This window comes from Pseudomonas sp. PA-6-3C, from assembly GCF_021605825.1.
Classification (GTDB): Bacteria; Pseudomonadota; Gammaproteobacteria; order Pseudomonadales; family Pseudomonadaceae; genus Aquipseudomonas; species Aquipseudomonas edaphica.
In genome coordinates this window covers 77,991-95,376 of the sequence record NZ_WKDV01000024.1, presented here as the reverse complement: position 1 = coordinate 95,376, position 17,386 = coordinate 77,991, and the positions used below count along the sequence as shown (strand labels likewise).

Genomic DNA, 17,386 nt, shown 5'->3' with positions numbered 1-17,386 from the left:
TATGTCGCCTGTGCCGCCGCCTTCGCAGCCTCGCCGGGGCTCGACAGCTCCCACATTGGATCTTTGTTGCTGGGGGGATTTGTGTATGGCGCGATGGCCCTGCGAACTGAGATCTAACCAACACAGCCAATCCCCTGTGGGAGCTGTCGAGCTTTAGCGAGGCTGCGAAAGCGGTGGGTCAGGCTACTTATATGTCGCCTGTGCCGCCGCCTTCGCAGCCTCGCCGGGGCTCGACAGCTCCCACATTGGATCTTTGTTGCTGGGGGGATTTGTGTATGGCGCGATGGCCCTGCGAACTGAGATCTAACCAACACAGCTGATCCCCTGTGGGAGCTGTCGAGCTTTAGCGAGGCTGCGAAAGCGGTGGGTCAGGCTACTTATATGTTGCCTGTGCCGCCGCCTTCGCAGCCTCGCCGGGGCTCGACAGCTCCCCCATTGGATCTTTGTTGCTGGGGGGATTTGTGTATGGCGCGATGGTCCTGCGAACTGAGATCTAACCAACACAGCCGATTCCCTGTGGGAGCTGTCGAGCTTTAGCGAGGCTGCGAAAGCGGTGGGTCAGGCTACTTATATGTTGCCTGTGCCGCCGCCTTCGCAGCCTGGCTGGGGCTCGACAGCTCCCACCGTTGATTTCATTCGGCGCCGAAGGCTGTGCGCAGTGTTTGAATAACCTGTTCCACGGTGGGACCTTGGACGGGTGGCGGCGTAAGGCTCTCGCCAAATTCGCGCCATACGAACAGCGTCAGCTCAGCCCCATCGGTCAGCCCTTGTTCCTTTGAGCCAAAACCTTGCAGCACCCGATAGCGCTCATCCCGCCAAAACGCCTGCTCCACCCAGTCATGCACCGGGATGAAGTGAAAGTGCAGCGGCAAGCCCGGCATGTGTCCGTAGCGGCTGATATACAGCCACTTCGGCCGCAGCTGTGCCTCCATCACCCGTTGGGTTTTGGCGAGCAGGCCACCCAGTTCAGCCAACGCGGCCTCGGGCATAGCCGCCAGGGAGTCGATCTGCGCTTTGGCGCCCAGCATCAGGTAGCCCGGCAGCTTTGACGCCAGATGATGGTTGAGCCGCCAGTGCTCGGTTTCATGAAGGATGAAAGCGGGGTCGATCTGCATAAGCACGCGTCCATGAGGGCAGGATGGGCAGGATAACAAGCGTGGGCGCCTGTATCTCACAAAAGCTGGTGATCTGTGTCTGTCGCTGCGTGTGCCAGGGGGATAGTGTCGTGCCACGTTAACTGACGACCGAGCCCACCATGGAACTCACCGCTGTCCCGTTTGGCACCACCGACTGGTCCACCGTCGAGCCTGAACTTCACCCGGGCCTTACCGGCAATGCCCTGTGGCGTACCTGCCACTTCGGCACCACCCGCGTGCGCATGGTCGAGTACACCCCTGGCTATCTGGCCGATCACTGGTGCTGGCGCGGGCATGTATTGCTGTGTCTTGAAGGGGAATTGCACACGGAATTGGAAGACGGCCGCCAGTTCACGCTGACGGCCGGGATGAGTTACCAGGTGGGCAATGACATGGAAGGCCATCGCTCATCCACCCACAGTGGCGCGAAGCTGTTTATTGTGGATTGAGGCGCACGATCAACTTGCCGAAATTACGCCCCTCCAGCAGCCCGATAAACGCTTCAGGTGCCTGCGCCAGACCGTCGATGGTGTCTTCGCGAAATTTCAGTTTGCCCTCGGCGATCCACTGCGCAGCTTCCTGCAAGAACCTGTCTTGTTGTTGGTCGACAAATTCGGTCTGGATAAACCCGCGCACCGTCAGGCTCTTGGCGAGGATGTCATGCATCGTCGCCGGCAGCCGGTCGGCCTGTGCGTGCTGGATGGCGCCGTCGTTGTAGTGGGCGATCAGCCCGCACACCGGAATCCGCGCGAAGTTATTGAGCAGTGGGCGTACCGCGTCCCACACCGGCCCGGCGACGTTTTCGAAGTACACATCAATGCCGTCCGGGCAGGCCTTGGCCAGTTGCTCGGCAAAGTCCGGGGCGCGGTGGTCGATGACTGCGTCAAAGCCCAGTTCATCCTTCACGAAAGCACACTTGTCGGCGCCGCCGGCGATCCCCACGACGCGGGCACCCTGCAGCCGAGCGATCTGGCCGACCACCGAGCCGACTGCGCCACTGGCCGCTGCCACCACGACGGTATCGCCCGGTTTTGGCTTACCGATATTCAGCAGCCCGGCGTAGGCGGTAAATCCCGGCATGCCGAGTACACCGAGAGCAGTGGTGGGATGGGCGATGCTGGGGTCGAGGCGGCGCAAATCCTGGCCGTTGGATAAGGCAAAACGCTGCCAACCGGCGTAGGCCAGCACTGTATCGCCTTCGTGCCAATCGCTGTGACGCGACTGTTTGATGCGCGCGACGGTGCCACCCACCATCACTTCGCCAATGCCCACCGGCTCGGCATAGGATTTGGCCGCGCTCATGCGCCAGCGCATATAGGGGTCGAGGGACAGGTAGAGGTTTTCCAGCAACACTTCGCCGTCGGCGGGTTCGGGGACCGGTGAGTGTTCCAGGCGGAAGTCGCTGGTTGTCGGGCGCCCGTCGGGGCGTGCGGCCAAAACGATGCGTGTGTTTTCGGTGTGGTTCATGGCGTATTACTCACTGATTGAACAGGCTGAGCAGCGTAGCCATGGGCAAGCTATCAAGGTAGGCTCATAACAGTTGATTCAGAGTTATGCCAAACATGATATCCGATGCCTTCGAACCGTATTTGCTGCGCACTTTCGTTGCGGTGTGCCACCACGGCAGCCTCAGTGGCGCCGCCCAGCAGGCGGGCAGGGCGCAATCGGCCCTGAGTGCGCAGATTCGCCGTCTGGAGGAGCTGCTTGGGCAACGCCTGCTGCGCCGAACTGGGCGTGGCGTGGTGCCCACCACCGAGGGTGAGTTGTTGCTCAGCTACGCCACACGCATCCTGGCCCTGGGTGAAACGGTCGCCACACGCCTGAAGGAGCGTACGGTGATGGGCACTGTGCGCGTGGGCTTGTCCGAAGACGTGGCGGTCACTACCTTGCCGGCGGCGCTGGGCCGTTTGCGCCGCACCTGCCCGCATATGCACATGGAAATCACCGTGGACCACGGCGATGCGTTAGCGCAGCGCTGGCACGACGGCCTGTTGGATGTGGCCATCGGCGTCAGCTCGGTATTCGCCGCCGACCCGGTGCGCACCTGGAATGTGCCGCTTTATTGGGTGTGCGCGATTGACGATGAAGTCGATCCGGCGCTGCCTCTGGACGTGATCGTGTACGCCGAGCCTTGCGCGTGGCGACGCTTGATGTTCGACGCATTACTGGCGGCCGGTCGCGACTTTCGCGTGACCGTCACCAGCCCGAACGTCGGTGTGATCAGCGCGGCTGTCGAAAACGGTTTGGGCGTTGCCCTGTTGCCTGCCGACAATATCAACCCGCACACCATGCGCGTGATTGCGCTGGCGCCCGCTGGCAATGCCGCATTGAGCGTCAACTATGGGTTGTTCGCGGTGCCGCGCCAGACCGAAAGCATCCGTGCCACGGTCGAATTGCTCAGCGAGGGGTTTCATTTGATGACGCAACCGAGGGTGAAGGGTCTCAGCCTTTGCGATACACCGCCCCCAACTCCCGCGCCAGCCCAATAAAATTCTGCAACGGCGCCGACGGATTAAACGCGCGCCGCACCAGCGTAATCGGCGCCAGCAGCTTGGGCCTGGCGTCTTTGATTCGGCAATACACCACGCTGTCACGGTGTACATCGCGCATCGACGCCGGCACCACGGAGATGCCTTCACCGGCCGCCACCAGGCTGACGTTGGTCAGCATGCGTTCCACTTCAAAGGCAATCCTGGGTTCGATACCGGCGTTCTGGCAGGCGGTGATCAAGTTGGCGTACATGCCCGGCGCGCCAGGGCGGCGTACCAGAATAAAGCGTTCGTCCTTGAGTGCGCCAATGGGGATGGCGCTGCCGGCGGTGTCCAGCAACGGGTGGCCGGTGGGCAGGACCAGCAGCATTTCTTCGTTGAGCAAGCGGTGGAAGCTCAGGCTTTGATGGGTGCTGACCGGGGCGCGCAGGATGCCGACGTCGATGCGTTTTTCGATGGCGTCTTCGGTCAATTCCCGGGCGCTGCCTTCATTGATCGAAAGCTCTACCGCCGGGTAGCGCTCGCGGTAGGCGCGGATGATGCACGGGATCAGCGCGTGGGCGGCGGCCGAACTGGTGAAGCCGATGGCCAGGGTGCCCTCGATGCCCTGGGCCACGCGGGAGGCCTTGAGTGCCCCATGCTCGACACGCGCCAGAATAGCTTGGGCTTCTTCAAGAAACACCAGGCCGCCGGCCGTCAGGTCCACGCCCTTGGGGTGGCGCTTGAACAGATCGAACCCCAGCTCCTGCTCCAGGGCACGAATCTGCTGGCTCAGGGGCGGTTGTTGCATGTTCAGGCGTGCGGCGGCACGGGTGAAATGTCGTTCTTCGGCCACCATGATGAAATAGCGTAAATGGCGAAGTTCCATGGTGGCCTATCCCGTGACAAGACGCAGTGGTGGGCGGCCGCAAGCGGCCCGGCCGTCAATATGCCCAAAGCCTGCGACCACCACAATCCGTTCAGCGTTTGCTGTCGGCCAGCTTGTCGAAGGCCTGGTCGAGATGGGTTTCGGCGCCTTTGAGCTTTTCATGCCGCTCCTTGAGCCACTGCTGATCAGCCTGCAGCGTCTTGCGCGCCTCCACCAGCATGCGCTTGACCTCCTGTGGCTGCGGGCCGCCGGTGCCTTTGCGGGTCTGGACCATGTTGGTGGGCGACAGCGCCGCTCTAAAACCTGCTTCATCGAGCGGCAGGGTATTGGGCGTCCATTTGTACTTGTCCGCCGCCTGGCTATACAGCTTCTGCGCGTCGGCATAGGCGAAGGTCTTCGGCGTGGTGCCGTTGCTGCGCGCTTCGGTGACGATCAGCGAGGCAAAGCTGTGGCCGATGCGAAACGGCACTTTGTACTGGCGCTCCAGCGTGTCGGCCAGTTCCATCGAGGTGGTCCATTCCGACTCCAGTTCTTCGAGCGCGCGCTGCGGGTTGATCTGCAGCGCGTCGAGCACCGCGTCGAGGCTGTGGAACATCTCCTGGGTCGAGCGGAACACGCCCAGCGAGTCGAAGGCGAACTTGTAGTCGGTCATGCCGGTGGTGACGTTATGCGCGCGCAAGGTGACGGCCTGGGCCAGACCCACCACGTCAGAGGCACTCTCACGCGCGCGCATCAGCAAGCCCGGGTTGCGTTTTTGCGGCATGGCGCTGCTGGTGTAGGTGGCTTCCTCATCGAGCAACAGCCAGGGGCGAATCTGATGATACTGGGTGTGGATATCGCCAATCATCGCGCCCACACGGATGGCGGACGATGACGCCATATTGGCCGCTTCGATGGGAATGTCATAGGTCGAGACCTGGCTTGAATCCAGCGAGTTTTCGCGCACGCCATCAAAGCCCAGCAGCTCGGCCAGGCGCTCACGGTTCAGCGGATACGCCGAGTTCGCCAGCACGGCGGTGCCCATCGGGCTTTGGTTCAAACGTGTGTACAGCTCGCGGATGCGCTGGCCGTCGCGGTCGAAGGCGGCTTCAAACGCCAGCAGGTAATGCGCATAGCTGATGGGCATGGCCTGCACGCCGTTGGTGTAGGCGGGCACCAGGGTGTCGACGTTTTTGTCGGCGATGTTCAGCAGGCGCTGGCGTGTGGCGTTGAGCGCTTCGCTGTAGGCCAGCACCTGGCTGCGCAGGGCGGCCAGGCGGTAGGTGGCGAGCATGTCCTGGCGGCTGCGGCCGGAGTGGATCAATGAGGCTTCGGGACCGATCTTGTCGGTCATGATTTTTTCCAGTTGCAGCACATCGCTGGGGCGCGTGCCGCCGGGCTGGTCGGCCTGGGCGATGGCGTAGCGCACACCGCCGGCGATCTTCTGGCCCATCTCGGGTTTGACGATGCCTGCTTCGGTGAGCATCACGATCGAGGCTTTGTTGATGCGGTTGAGCCAGGCGAACTGGGTCTGGGTGGGGTCGCCCTTGGCCTTGTGTTCGGTTTGGGAACTGTCGGGCGTGGCGCCGACCTTGGCCGCTTGGGCCGCGCATTGTTCGGTGGTGGTGCAGGGCAGCTCGCCGGTGTTGGCGGCATAGGCGCTTAGGCTGTTGAACAGGGCAAAGGCCACGGCAAGGGAAAGCAGGCTTTTCACAGCACGTTGGGGGGATGTGTTGTTCACGGGGACACCTGATTTATTGTTGGAATTATGGGCCGTCGTTGCGGCGCAATCAGGCTAGCGGGTGTGCGGGTAGATTGAAAATATATAGAAAGTGTTGATGGCAGAGGTTTTGGATATGGCTGATAGCACTTGCCAGATTAAGATCAAAAGCACATTTGTGTGCGCCGCGAACTGCTTTTCTGTGGGAGCTGGCTTGCCTGCGATGGCATCAACGCGGTCTACCTCACACACCGAGGTGTTTGCATCGCAGGCAAGCCAGCTCCCACATTCATCAGCGGTTCTCAGTGCATCTTGCTGTGGTCCATGTCACCCATATCGGTCAGCGCGCGGGCAGGGGCTGTTACTTCAACGGTCTGCTTCTCACCCTTGGCGTTTTCCACGGTCAAGGTCAACGGCACCTGGTCGCCTTGCTTGATCTGGCCGGTGAGGCCCATGAGCATCACGTGGTAGCCCTCCGGGTCGAGCTTGACCGCTTTGCCGGCAGGCAGGGCCACCGAATCCACCGGGCCCATGCGCATCACGTCGTCCTTCATGCTCATCTCATGAATCTGCACGTCCTTGGCCACAGGCGACTTCACGCTGAGCAATTTGCTGTCGCTGTCGGCGGTGACGGTCATGAACGCGCCGCTGGAGGTCTGGCCCGCCACGGTCGCGCGTACCCATGCATCGCTGACCTGAACCTGGGCGCTGGCGTGCGCCGCGAGGCCCAGCAAGGTGAGGCCGAATGTCAGGCGCTTGAGGGTTTGAACGGCAGTCATTAGCAGACCTCCATGACGGTGAGCAGGTCTTCTGCGCACTCTTTAGCGGTAAGGGATGCCGACAGGCCCAGGCGCAGATTGCCGCGGGTGTCGAACACGAAACTGGTGGAGGTGTGGGACAGGGTGTAGGTGTCTCCGGCCGGGATCTTTTCATAAAAGATTCCGAACTCCTTGGCGGCCACGGCGATTTCTTCCGGGGTGCCATACAGCGCTTCGAAGCTGGGGTCGAAGGCCTTGACGTAGCGGTCGAGCAATTCGGGTGTGTCACGCTCGGGGTCGAGGGTGATAAACACCACCTGCATGATTTTGCCATCGCGGCCCATCAGCTTCTTGGCCTGGGCGGCGCGGGCCAGGGTGGTGGGGCACACGGCCGGGCATTGGGTGAAGCCGAAGAACACCACCGGCATCAGGCCACGGTACGAACTCAGGGTGACGGTTTCGCCGTCGGTGTTCTTGAGCTTGAAGGTGCGGCCCATGATCTTGTCACTGAGGTCCTTGCCGTACTTGAAGTTCAGCTTGGGGCTGTAGTCACAGCCGCCCAGCAGGCTGCCCAGGCCCAGCAGGCCCATACCGGTCAGCACTTTGCGGCGGGTGAATAACGTACTCATCAACTGTGCATCCTGTGAAACGCCTGCATTGCTCTGGATCTACAGTTCAGGCTTTGAAAAGGAGTAATGATGCGGGCGCACAGTCTACCAACCCCGGCCAGCCCACGTAATCTGCGACGTTCTGCCACAGGGGCGCGTGGCGCTTCATCCTTTTGCGGCTTCGGTGGTAGAGTCGCCGCCATGAAATTGAGCCACCCCGACCGTTCACTGATCGCCTGGGCCCTGTACTTCTGCGTGCTGATGAACCTGTTCGTCTGCGGTTTGGGGCATGGGCAGATGATGGGCCTGCAGCTCAATGGTATCGGCGGGGCGTTCTGTTCGGCGGACGGCAGCCAGGCGCCGCTTTCCGACAAAGGGTCAGCAAACACGGCCTCCAGCAACATCTCGAACTACTTTGCCTGCCCGGTGTGCGCGGCCGTGACCGTGGCCATCGTGTTCATGATCGGCCTGGCCTGGCTGCTCGGCCTTGGGCAAACCCCGCGCCCGGCCCATGAACGGCGCAACAAGGCACCGCCACGCTATTGCTGGCCGTCGGCCAACCCTCGCGCTTCCCCCACTTTCTGACGTGTGCCTTGGGCTTCCTGTGATCAGGAGGCGTTCTATCGTCACGACTGTGAGTGCGTTTCATGAACCCACCTTTGCCAGCAGGCGCCAGCCGCCTGGTCAGCAAGGCATCCCGGCGTTTGCGCGCGGAACCCTTGCGCCCCGAATACCCGAGCAATTCGCGCTGCTTCGTGCACCTGGATGCACGCCTGTTGCCGTATTGGCACACCTTGTTCGATATCTGCCCGGCGCTGCTCAAGCTCGACCCGCCGGAGGGCTTGAACTTGTTCCGCAGCTTTATGACCTGGGCCTATCGCAACCAGGTCGCCCAGGATTGGACCTATCACCTGAATGTGTGCCGCTGGCTGTTGGCGTCCTCGTATCGGACGCGCATCGATGAGGAGCCGATCGAAGCCTTTATGGCGGCCGCGGCAGCACGCTGGATCAATGCCGATGAAAGCCACGCCCAGGGCGTGGTCCTGGCCTGGCGAGACGCAAGGGTGTTCGACTGGAAGGGCAGCGCCTTGGCGGGCGTTGAGCATCAGATACTGCCGGACCCGGCAGGCGACTTTGCCTGGTGCCCGCTGGCCAAAAACGGTTTCCGCGGCTGGTTGCCGGTGCCTTGAGGTTCTGGCGAACCCATTGGGTGACACTGTGGCTCCAGAACGATCATCGTCACTGTGGCGAGCAGGCTTGCCCTGCGTTGGGCTGCGCAGCAGCCCTCGCTCTTTCTTACGGGCTGACCGCGCCGCCTACAAGAGCGTCCCATTATCTCGTAGGAAACGGCCTGATGTTCCGTGCGGGCATCCTCATCAATTCTATTTTTTTGCCGGGAATGCCATCTTCACGGTCTTTGTAATGCACAGACTAATAAGAGGCTGAGATGACGAAAACTTCTGATGAGATGCCCCATTCCTTCTGCGCGAGCGACCGCTACGACCCGGTCAGTCGGGCCTTGCATTGGTTGATGGCAATTGTGTTTGCCTGGAGTTATTGCTCGGCGGTTGTCCACTTCCTGTCCTCCGATTCTGCGCTGGACAAGTGGCTATGGCCGTATCACAAGTCGGCGGGCCTGCTTTTGCTGGTGCTGCTGATACTGCGAGCCGGCTGGAACCTGCTGAACCGGCACAACCGCCCGCCGAGTTTCAACCGTGCGGCTGCTGTCGGGCATGCTGTGCTGTATGCGCTGATGTTCCTTATCCCTGTTATCGGGCTGGTACGCCAGTACGGCTCCGGTCGTGAGTTTTCGGCGTTTGGCCTGCCGATAATGGCGGGTTTCGAGGGCGATAAAATCCAGTGGATGATTGACCTGGGGCGCAATTTTCATAGCTTGCTGGGCTGGACAATGCTGGTGTTGATCGTCGGTCATATCGGCATGGTGATCGTGCATTCTCTGCGCGGCAATCCGCAGGTGTTGCGACGCATGACGGGAGGCGCACGCCGGTTATGGCGCTAGGTCAACGGCCTTTTTTTGGGGCTTTTTTCTGGGTCTTCTTCCCGCCTTGCTGCTGAGTTGACGTGCCGCTGGAGGAGGTCTTTTCCTTCGGCGGCGTTTCAGCTTTTTTGTTGCTGTCCGACGGGCTGCTGGGGTATGTGCCCGGAGGCAGGGCCGAACCGGGTACGGCATCACCGAAGGCTGCGTAGGCGGGGGTTGCCAAGCACCCGGTCAGGCAAATCACTAACACGATCTTGCAGGAAATACCGGTCTTCATGACGAGAATCCTTTTCCATGCTTCACCTGTCAAAAGCTGCCCTTGCTCTGAATCCGAAGGGAGGCATTAATTGGGAGTGCAGGGGATCCGGCAAAGTTTTGATTTTTTTCGCCGCCACGACGAAAGGCCATGAACCGACATTTTTAATGAACCCTCACGCCGATCACTTGACCTAATGCATACGACCTCAGGAGGTGATGCATGCAAATAGACTATATCTGGATCGTGCTGGCGGTGATTTTGCTGGCGTTGGAATTGTGGGCGATCAACATCGTGTTGCGCAGCACCGGCGGCTGGGAGACCAAGGGGTTGTGGTTGATCATTCTGATTTTTGTGCCGTTGTTCGGGCTGATTGCCTGGGCCATGTTCGGGCCAAAACGTGAGATGGCCCAGCACCGTAAATAAATAGCACCGTAAATAACCAGCACCATAAATAGCACCGTAAACACTGAACACAAGCCACACAGCAAACAGGCGCCCCCGGGCGCCTGTTTGCGTTCAAGCCTGCCCGTTATCCCGCGACCGCCTTGGCAATCGCTTCGTTGAATGCCGGCAGGTCATCCGGTGTGCGCGAGGTGATCAAGGTCCAGCCATTGGCCTTGCACGCCTTGACCTGGGCATCTACCACGCCTGCAGCGCCGGCGTTTTCAAGGTCGATGCGCACGCTCTTGTACGCGGTGAGGGTCTTGCCTTCGATCACGCCGGCATCGATCAGCGCCCATGGCCCGTGGCAGATGGCGGCGACGGTTTTGCCGGCTTTGACGAAGTCGTTGATCAGCTTCAATGCGGCCGCGTCCTGACGCAGGGTGTCGGCATTCACGGTGCCACCGGGAATCACCAGCGCGTCGAAGTCGCTGCTCAGCACCTGCGACAGCTTGACCTCGGATTCCACGGTCTGGTCCTTCTCGGTGTCGCCGACGAACGTCTGCACGGTGCCGCCTTTGCTGGAGCCATGCGTCACCGTCGCACCATAGCCACGCAATGTTTGCAGAGGCTTGAGCAGCTCGTCGCGCTCGATGCCGGTGTTGGAGGTGATGATGAGGATGTTCTTGCCGTTGAGTTGTGAGCTCATGGTCGAGTCTCTCCTGCTGGATGGATTAATCATGCGGTGTGGGAGAGTGGATCGAGCGTGGGCGGCAAAGGTTTAAATTAATTTGGACTTTTTTCTTGGGTGGTTTTCGAGGAGGGCCGACCTGCAAAAATCCTGAACTATCGAAAAGCGCTGGCCTCTGCTGCATAGACGCCTGCTGCTTTTTGCGGGCCTTCAATTGCCTGGAGACTCACCATGACCGATCCCAAGACTGTCGACAAAACCCCGGAACCCATCAGCTCTGAAGATGCCCAGAAAGGCCGTCAACAACCTGCCAAGGGGCAGACGCTGGAACAGCCCAACCCGAAGACCAAAGCCGTGGACAAAGTGTTGACGCCCACGTCGATCAAGGACACCGAACGCCAGACTGACGCCATCAACGAGCAGGCTGCCAAGGCCGAGCGCAAGCTGGGCCACTGAGCATGGCCCGTTCGATCACGGCGTCTGAACTGGGCATTGAGCTTGCGCCCGACGATGATGCCAGCCTGTTCAAGTGGTTTATCGCCAGCTTCCTGATGGGCAAGCGTATTCAGGCGCCCATCGCGGCGCAGGCTTACAAGGTGATCGTGGAGCAAGAGGGCCGCGACACTGCACGCAAGTTGCAACATTGCACGTCGCGTGAGCTGGTTTCGATGCTCGGGCGTGCCCATTACGTGCGTTACGACGAAAGCACAGCGCAGCGTCTGCTGGACCTCAGCGCCAAGTTGAATGCCGAGTACGCGGGCAAGATCAGCCACATGCGCAGCGCCAGCGAAAACCGTGAGGCCTTCGAAAAACGCCTGGCCGAATTCGACGGCGTGGGGCCAAAAACCATCGAGATTTTCATGCGTGACGCGGCCAAGGTTCTGTTTTGATGGCACCGCTATTCGTGCGCTGTGCCGGCTGGAGTCTGCCGCGCGCACACTGGCCGGACTTTGCGGGCGTTCGGTTTTCGGTCAAGGCGCCCAGGGCATCACCCATGAACTGCGCTTGCAGCACTGCGAGACGGTACTGGATGAGTTCCTTGAACACTGCTTGAACTTGGGGGAGCAACTGGGCTGCCTGCTGATTCAATCACGCCGTGACCGATGGCTTGTTGCTACTCGACCTCTACCCGCAGCACTTCCAGGCCTAGTTGCTCATACGCCTCGACACTCGGCACATGCCACTCGGTGATCAGCGTATGAATACGGCTGCACGGCGCCACCACAAAGGGTTCTACCGCGCCGAGCTTGTCGGCCATGGTCACGGCCACCACGTGGGAGGCGCTGTCGAGCAGGGCTTGTTTGACCGTTACTTCATCGAAGTGCAGCGAAGTGATGCCCACTTGCGGGTGCAATGCACAGACACCGGTAAACAACAGGTCTGCCTGGATGCTCTGAATCAGGCGTACAGCTTCGTGGCCGCTGGTGGAGAGGGTCGCCGGGTTGATCTGGCCACCGGCCAAAATCACTTTGACATTTGGGTGGTCCGCCAAGGCGATGGCAATCATCGGTGACGGCGTGACCACCGTCAGGCGAATGGCGTGCGGCAATGACTGGGCAATACGCAGCGTGGTTGAGCCCGAATCGAACAGCACAATCTGGCCGTCTTCTACGCGGTCCGCCGCGAGTTGCGCGAGGTGGCGCTTGGCTTCGTTGGTCTCGCCGACGCGGGTGAAAAAATCCTTGCCGGTGTCTTTGGGCCGGGGCAGGGCGCCGCCGTGTACGCGTTGCAGCAGCCCGGCGGCGGCGAGTTCGCCGAGGTCGCGGCGGATGGTGTCCTGGGACACGGCGAAGTGCTCGACCAATTCTGACGCAGTGACTTTGCCGTCGCGCTCCAGCAGCAGCAAAATCTTCTGTTTGCGCAATGAAGGCAGGTCGATAGCTTGATGTGTGTTATGCATGTTTGTGCGTCTTTTTGCGTGTTTGTGCAAGATTAATCACCCGTCCACGCAAACGCAATGGCTGGTTACCAAGCCGATGGGCGGTTACTCTCCAGGCTCAGTTCAGGGAGAGGTGACCTAGATGCCGTTGATCACAACCATCGAAGATTTACGCAGGCTCGCGCAAAAACGTGTCCCACGGATGTTCTACGATTACGCCGACTCCGGCTCCTGGACTGAAAGCACTTACCGGGCAAATGAAAGCGATTTTGCCCGCATCCAATTTCGTCAGCGGGTGGCGCGCAATATCGATGAGCGTTCAATCCGCGCCAGCATGATCGGCCAGGACATGGCCATGCCCGTGGCTTTGGCGCCCACTGGGCTGGCGGGCATGCAGCATGCCGATGGCGAGATCCTCACTGCCCGCGCGGCTGCCGCTTTTGGCGTGCGTTATACCTTGTCGACCATGAGCATTTGTTCGCTGGAAGACATCGCCGCCCACGTTGGCCAACCGTTCTGGTTCCAGTTGTATGTGATGCGTGATCGCGTGTTTATGCAGCAGTTGATCGAGCGCGCCAAGGCTGCCGGTGTGGACGCGTTGGTGCTGACTCTGGATTTGCAGATCCTCGGCCAACGCCACAAAGACTTGATCAACGGCTTGTCGGCGCCGCCCAAGCTGACTGTGCCGAATATCCTCAATATGCTGACCAAGCCGCGTTGGGTGGCGGGCATGCTCGGCACCAAGCGCCATGGCTTCGGCAATATCGTCGGGCATGTCAAAGGCGTGGCCGATATCACTTCGCTGTCATCCTGGATCGGCCAGCAATTCGACCCGCGCCTGAGCTGGGACGATGTGGAATGGATCAAGCAATGCTGGGGCGGCAAGCTGATTATCAAGGGCATCCTGGATGTGGAAGACGCGCGGCTGGCCGCCAATTGCGGTGCGGATGCGCTGGTGGTGAGCAACCACGGTGGGCGCCAGCTCGATGGCGCACCGTCGAGCATCAGCCAATTGGCGGCGATTGCAGAGGCTGTGGGCGAGCAGATTGAAGTGTGGCTCGATGGCGGCATTCGCTCCGGCCAGGACGTGCTCAAGGCCATGGCATTGGGGGCCAAAGGCACCATGATCGGCCGGGCGCATTTGTATGGTTTGGGCGCGTTGGGTGAAGTCGGTGTGACCAAGGCGCTTGACATCATCGCCCGCGAGCTGGATGTGTCGATGGCACTGTGTGGCTATAACGATATACGCGATGTGAATCGCGAGATTTTGCTGCGGGGTAGCTTTCCCACAGGGGTTTGCTGAGCAAAAAAATCGTAAAAAAGTAAAAAGAGTTGTCCACGAAAACCGTGGGTATCTCTGTGGATAACTTTGCGAAGGCCCGGCAGGGTTGGCGATTTAACCTTCGGTTAATATTTGATCAGATTCTGTTTTGGGCCAGTATGGGCAGGGTTGGCGCTTGACAGCCAAGCGCGAACCCAGTGCCGAAAACTGCTATTACGACTCGCCGTCACGACCTGTGGAGTGCGTGGCGATGGTTGCTGGCGTCGTTGCTGGCATCTTCGCCTGCATGAGTTTTTCCAGGGCCTGGCCATAACTGCGACCCGCCAGGCTCATGCTGTTGTTGTGGGTGGCGCCGGGTACGAGCAGCAACCGCTTGGGCTCCTGGGCGGCTTCAAACAACTGCTGGCTGAAACGCGGTGGCACGTACTGGTCGGCCAGGCCGTGCACCACCAGCAGCGGCATGTGCACGTCGGCAATCTTGTCGATGGAATCGAATTTCTGCGACAGCAGCCAACGCACCGGCAATGAGGTATTGGCCACGGCGGTGGCCGCATCCCCCAGGGAAGTAAAGGTGGACTCGATCACCAGCCCGCGCACCGGCACAGGCGTTTGTTTGCTCAGCTCAGCGGCGAGATCGATAGCCACGGCGCCGCCCAGCGAATGCCCGTAGATCAGGCGTTTGCCGGGGTCGGGCTGCAATATCTGGAAACGTTCCCAGGCAATGCGCGCGTCCTCATACACACTGGTTTCCGACGGCAAATCACCGTGGCTCTGGCCAAACCCGCGATAGTCGATGGCCAGCACCGAGAAGCCCAGCGCGTGCAGCTGTTCAATGCGAAACAACTGCCCGGTAAGGTTCCAGCGCACGCCGTGCAGGTAGAGGATCGCCGGCGCATCCTTGTGGCCGGCCGGGTACCACCAGCCGTGCAGATTCTGCCCCGATTTGAAACTGGCCGGCTTGATATCGAATTCCTGCACCGCCTTGGGCAGGCCGGTGTACCAGCCGGCGGTGCCCGGCTCGATGCGAAACACCAGCTCACGCTCCTTGTGTTGCAGCACGGCGCAGCCCACCGGCAGGCCGACAATCAGGATGGCCATGCACAGCAGGGGAACCCAGCGCAGGCCCAGGCGGGACAGAAAACGAGAGGACATGAAGGTTCCAGGACAAAGGCGAAGCAGGCGTTTTACCAGATGGCGTGGGCCGGCAGGCATTAATTCGACGGCCGTAGAGGGGGATTGCTTGCAAAGTGTTGCTGCCTTGAACAACCTCTGCTCGGGTTGTTAGGGTGGGCGGCCGAACAGGAGAGCACAGACATGGATTTCACCGGCAAAACGGCAATCATCACCGGCGGCGCGCGCGGGCTGGGCCTCAGTTATGCACGGGCGCTGGCCCAAGGTGGCGCGCGGGTGGTGATCAGCGATATCGGCGCCAACAAGGTAGGCGTCGGCACTGATGCATCGGTGGTGCACGCGGCGGCCGCAGCCTTGCAGGCCGAAGGGCTGGCGGTGCTCGGGCATGGCGGCGACCTGTCTACGGACGAGGGTTGCCGACAACTGATCAGCTTCACCATCGAGGCTTACGGCCAGCTCGATATCCTGATCCATAACGCCGGTTGGGTCGGTTACCAGAACATCGCCGACCTCGACGCCGCGTTCCTCCAGCGCACCATGGACATCAACCTTTACGCGCCGCTCTGGCTGTGCAAGCACGCCTGGCCGCACCTGCTGCGCTCAGCGGCGCCGCGCATTATCCTGACCACCTCCGACCGCGCCATGTACGTGGAGTACGAGCAAACCGGGCTGGTGGCTTACAGCGCCGGCAAGATGGCGCAATTGGGCATCATGAATGCACTGAGCCATGAAGGCGCCGAGGCCGGCATCAACGTCAACGCGATCTCGCCGGTGGCCAAGACGCGCATGTGGGGCGTGACCGACGAACCGGATGAACTCAAGCCAGAGTGGGTGACGCCGGGCGTAGTGTTCCTGGCCTCTGGGCAGTGTCAGGACACGGGCTACATCCTGCGCGCCAGCAATGGTCAATTCACCGCCACGCGCTTCACCGAAAACCCAGGCGTGGAGTACCCGCGCAATCTCGCACGCATCAAGGCGGCCAATGCGCAAGAAGTCGCCGCCGCGTGGTCGCGCATCAAGCAGCCGCTGGCTCAGGCCGGCGTGACCAGTTGAACCCGATTACGCCCCTGCGCCTTGGCCAGGTACAGCGCCTGGTCGGCCTGGGACAATAAATGCGATAAGTCACTGCCCGCTGCCTGGGTGGTGACGATGCCGATACTCACGCTCAGAAAGCCCGGCGCCAGCAATTCCAACCGCGCAAATGCCAGGCGGATTCGCTCGGCCACTGCCAACGCGTCGGTTTCATCGCTGCCTGCCAACAGGCAGGCGAACTCTTCGCCGCCAATGCGTGCGAACACATCCTCGTTGCGTAACGCGTCCTGCAGCACCTGGCTGAAGGCAATCAACGCCTGGTCGCCCATGGGATGGCCGAAGCTGTCGTTCAGGCGTTTGAAGTGGTCCAGGTCGCAAAGCAACAGGGCCGCGCATTGATGGCGGTGCAGCAGGTGTTCACCCTTGAGCATAAAGGCGCGGCGGTTGCCGATGCCGGTCAGCGCGTCACTGAAGGCGGCGGCCTTGAAGCGCAACTCGGCGCGCTCCTTGACCATCGCCAAGGTGACGTAGGCGATACCGATGGCGTACAGCATCGACTCAAACAGCATGAATGCAAAAAACGGCGTGCTTTCACTCTCCGAGGCCCGTTCGCTGTTGATCGGCAGGCCAGGGTCGGTAAAAGCGCGCACGCCATAAAAACCGGTGTGCCACAACGTCAGCACCAGGGCCGGCACGTAGGCCACTTCCAGGCTTTTGCGCTTGCGCCACAGCTCCAGCGCCGACAGCACTCCGTAGCCGGCAGCCAATAGTGAATACAGGGTGACGCGCGCCGACAGCGAGCCATAGAACGGCGGCACCAAACACATCACCAACCACAGGACGGCGCCGGCGAGGATGCCCGGTACATTGGGTTTTTGTTGCACGAAGGTGCGCATGGCGGTCCAGTTCATGGCGGCGCTGAGCAGCAGCACCACGTTGCCGATGACCAGCGCGACAAAGTCCATGCCCACGCCGCGCACCACAATCAGCCCGGTGCCCAGGGCGGCGAGCAGCAGCATGCTGCCCAGATAGCCCAGGGTCGGTTCGCGGCCACGACTCCAGGCATGTACCGTGAGCAGGCCCATGAGGCCGAACACGAACATGGCTACCATCAATAGCGTCGGGAGGTGCAGCATCATTGGCGTGAACCTGGCGATCCTTCCTGGGTGGCGAT

21 protein-coding genes are annotated in these 17,386 nt (G+C 60.9%); 10 read left to right on the top strand and 11 right to left on the bottom strand.

The genetic code is table 11. From position 1 onward, the window contains the following. Positions 1-632: 632 nt before the first annotated feature. Entirely contained in the window at positions 633-1,115 is a 483-nt protein-coding gene (locus GIW48_RS17285) for an HIT family protein (RefSeq protein ID WP_236462438.1), read from the bottom strand. 140 nt (positions 1,116-1,255) lie between these two features. Here GIW48_RS17285 and GIW48_RS17280 point away from each other — a divergent pair, with 140 nt between their 5' ends. After that, entirely contained in the window at positions 1,256-1,585 is a 330-nt protein-coding gene (locus GIW48_RS17280) for a DHCW motif cupin fold protein (RefSeq protein ID WP_099548710.1), read from the top strand. On the opposite strand, the gene GIW48_RS17275 is transcribed toward GIW48_RS17280, so the two are convergent. Next, positions 1,572-2,603 (bottom strand): NADP-dependent oxidoreductase, encoded by a 1,032-nt coding sequence (locus tag GIW48_RS17275; RefSeq protein ID WP_236462435.1) that lies wholly within the window; start codon positions 2,601-2,603, stop codon positions 1,572-1,574. The genes GIW48_RS17280 and GIW48_RS17275 overlap by 14 nt on opposite strands. An 86-nt stretch (positions 2,604-2,689) precedes the next feature. On the opposite strand from GIW48_RS17275, the gene GIW48_RS17270 reads away from it, so the two are divergent. Further along, the gene (locus tag GIW48_RS17270; protein ID WP_099548708.1) at positions 2,690-3,625 is read left to right on the top strand and encodes a LysR family transcriptional regulator; all 936 of its coding nucleotides are present in this window, start codon (positions 2,690-2,692) and stop codon (positions 3,623-3,625) included. On the opposite strand, the gene GIW48_RS17265 is transcribed toward GIW48_RS17270, so the two are convergent. The 4 genes from GIW48_RS17265 to GIW48_RS17250 all read right to left on the bottom strand — a co-directional run bounded on the left by GIW48_RS17265 (position 3,579) and on the right by GIW48_RS17250 (position 7,579). Beyond that, a complete protein-coding gene (locus tag GIW48_RS17265; protein WP_236462432.1) occupies positions 3,579-4,493 on the bottom strand; it encodes a LysR substrate-binding domain-containing protein in 915 nt (304 codons plus the stop codon). The two genes, GIW48_RS17270 and GIW48_RS17265, sit on opposite strands and share 47 nt — an antisense overlap. Before the next feature lie 91 nt (positions 4,494-4,584). Further along, the gene (locus tag GIW48_RS17260) at positions 4,585-6,213 is read right to left on the bottom strand and encodes an argininosuccinate lyase (RefSeq protein WP_236462429.1); all 1,629 of its coding nucleotides are present in this window, start codon (positions 6,211-6,213) and stop codon (positions 4,585-4,587) included. Between the two features lie 281 nt (positions 6,214-6,494). Beyond that, complete coding sequence (locus GIW48_RS17255; protein WP_017134495.1) at positions 6,495-6,971, bottom strand: copper chaperone PCu(A)C; 477 nt, start codon at positions 6,969-6,971, stop codon at positions 6,495-6,497. Continuing rightward, positions 6,971-7,579, bottom strand: coding sequence for an SCO family protein (locus GIW48_RS17250; RefSeq protein ID WP_017134494.1), 609 nt, complete (start codon positions 7,577-7,579; stop codon positions 6,971-6,973). Before GIW48_RS17250 ends, GIW48_RS17255 begins: the two co-directional genes overlap by 1 nt. Positions 7,580-7,759: 180 nt before the next feature. Here GIW48_RS17250 and GIW48_RS17245 point away from each other — a divergent pair, with 180 nt between their 5' ends. The 3 genes from GIW48_RS17245 to GIW48_RS17235 all read left to right on the top strand — a co-directional run bounded on the left by GIW48_RS17245 (position 7,760) and on the right by GIW48_RS17235 (position 9,578). Further along, positions 7,760-8,143, top strand: coding sequence for a DUF2946 domain-containing protein (locus tag GIW48_RS17245; protein ID WP_236462426.1), 384 nt, complete (start codon positions 7,760-7,762; stop codon positions 8,141-8,143). A gap of 62 nt (positions 8,144-8,205) precedes the next feature. Next, positions 8,206-8,748 (top strand): putative natural product biosynthesis protein, encoded by a 543-nt coding sequence (locus tag GIW48_RS17240; protein ID WP_170038481.1) that lies wholly within the window; start codon positions 8,206-8,208, stop codon positions 8,746-8,748. Between the two features lie 257 nt (positions 8,749-9,005). Beyond that, positions 9,006-9,578 carry a cytochrome b gene (locus GIW48_RS17235; RefSeq protein WP_017134491.1) on the top strand — a complete coding sequence of 191 codons (573 nt, stop codon included), beginning with the start codon at positions 9,006-9,008 and terminating at the stop codon, positions 9,576-9,578. A 1-nt stretch (position 9,579) separates the two neighbouring features. Here GIW48_RS17235 and GIW48_RS17230 read toward each other — a convergent pair whose 3' ends face one another. After that, a complete protein-coding gene (locus GIW48_RS17230) occupies positions 9,580-9,834 on the bottom strand; it encodes a hypothetical protein (protein WP_099548702.1) in 255 nt (84 codons plus the stop codon). 201 nt (positions 9,835-10,035) lie between these two features. On the opposite strand from GIW48_RS17230, the gene GIW48_RS17225 reads away from it, so the two are divergent. Next, a complete protein-coding gene (locus tag GIW48_RS17225; protein WP_017134489.1) occupies positions 10,036-10,239 on the top strand; it encodes a hypothetical protein in 204 nt (67 codons plus the stop codon). Between the two features lie 106 nt (positions 10,240-10,345). Here the strand turns inward: GIW48_RS17225 and GIW48_RS17220 are convergent, their stop codons facing one another. Then, complete coding sequence (locus tag GIW48_RS17220; protein ID WP_017134488.1) at positions 10,346-10,906, bottom strand: type 1 glutamine amidotransferase domain-containing protein; 561 nt, start codon at positions 10,904-10,906, stop codon at positions 10,346-10,348. Between the two features lie 213 nt (positions 10,907-11,119). Between GIW48_RS17220 and GIW48_RS17215 the strand changes: the two genes are divergently transcribed. Then, positions 11,120-11,344: a hypothetical protein gene (locus GIW48_RS17215; protein WP_017134487.1), complete on the top strand. Its 225-nt coding sequence runs from the start codon at positions 11,120-11,122 to the stop codon at positions 11,342-11,344. 2 nt (positions 11,345-11,346) lie between these two features. Beyond that, complete coding sequence (locus GIW48_RS17210) at positions 11,347-11,778, top strand: hypothetical protein (protein WP_017134486.1); 432 nt, start codon at positions 11,347-11,349, stop codon at positions 11,776-11,778. 224 nt (positions 11,779-12,002) lie between these two features. Here the strand turns inward: GIW48_RS17210 and GIW48_RS17200 are convergent, their stop codons facing one another. Next, positions 12,003-12,788 carry a DeoR/GlpR family DNA-binding transcription regulator gene (locus tag GIW48_RS17200; protein ID WP_138450257.1) on the bottom strand — a complete coding sequence of 262 codons (786 nt, stop codon included), beginning with the start codon at positions 12,786-12,788 and terminating at the stop codon, positions 12,003-12,005. A gap of 121 nt (positions 12,789-12,909) precedes the next feature. Here GIW48_RS17200 and GIW48_RS17195 point away from each other — a divergent pair, with 121 nt between their 5' ends. Continuing rightward, positions 12,910-14,070 (top strand): alpha-hydroxy acid oxidase, encoded by a 1,161-nt coding sequence (locus GIW48_RS17195; RefSeq protein ID WP_236462423.1) that lies wholly within the window; start codon positions 12,910-12,912, stop codon positions 14,068-14,070. Between the two features lie 192 nt (positions 14,071-14,262). Here the strand turns inward: GIW48_RS17195 and GIW48_RS17190 are convergent, their stop codons facing one another. Continuing rightward, the gene (locus GIW48_RS17190) at positions 14,263-15,201 is read right to left on the bottom strand and encodes an alpha/beta hydrolase (protein ID WP_017134483.1); all 939 of its coding nucleotides are present in this window, start codon (positions 15,199-15,201) and stop codon (positions 14,263-14,265) included. Between the two features lie 162 nt (positions 15,202-15,363). Between GIW48_RS17190 and GIW48_RS17185 the strand changes: the two genes are divergently transcribed. Next, positions 15,364-16,233, top strand: a complete 870-nt coding sequence (locus tag GIW48_RS17185) for an SDR family NAD(P)-dependent oxidoreductase (protein WP_236462419.1) — start codon at positions 15,364-15,366, stop codon at positions 16,231-16,233. Here the strand turns inward: GIW48_RS17185 and GIW48_RS17180 are convergent. Next, positions 16,212-17,351: a GGDEF domain-containing protein gene (locus GIW48_RS17180; protein WP_099548699.1), complete on the bottom strand. Its 1,140-nt coding sequence runs from the start codon at positions 17,349-17,351 to the stop codon at positions 16,212-16,214. The two genes, GIW48_RS17185 and GIW48_RS17180, sit on opposite strands and share 22 nt — an antisense overlap. Positions 17,352-17,386 lie beyond the last annotated feature (35 nt).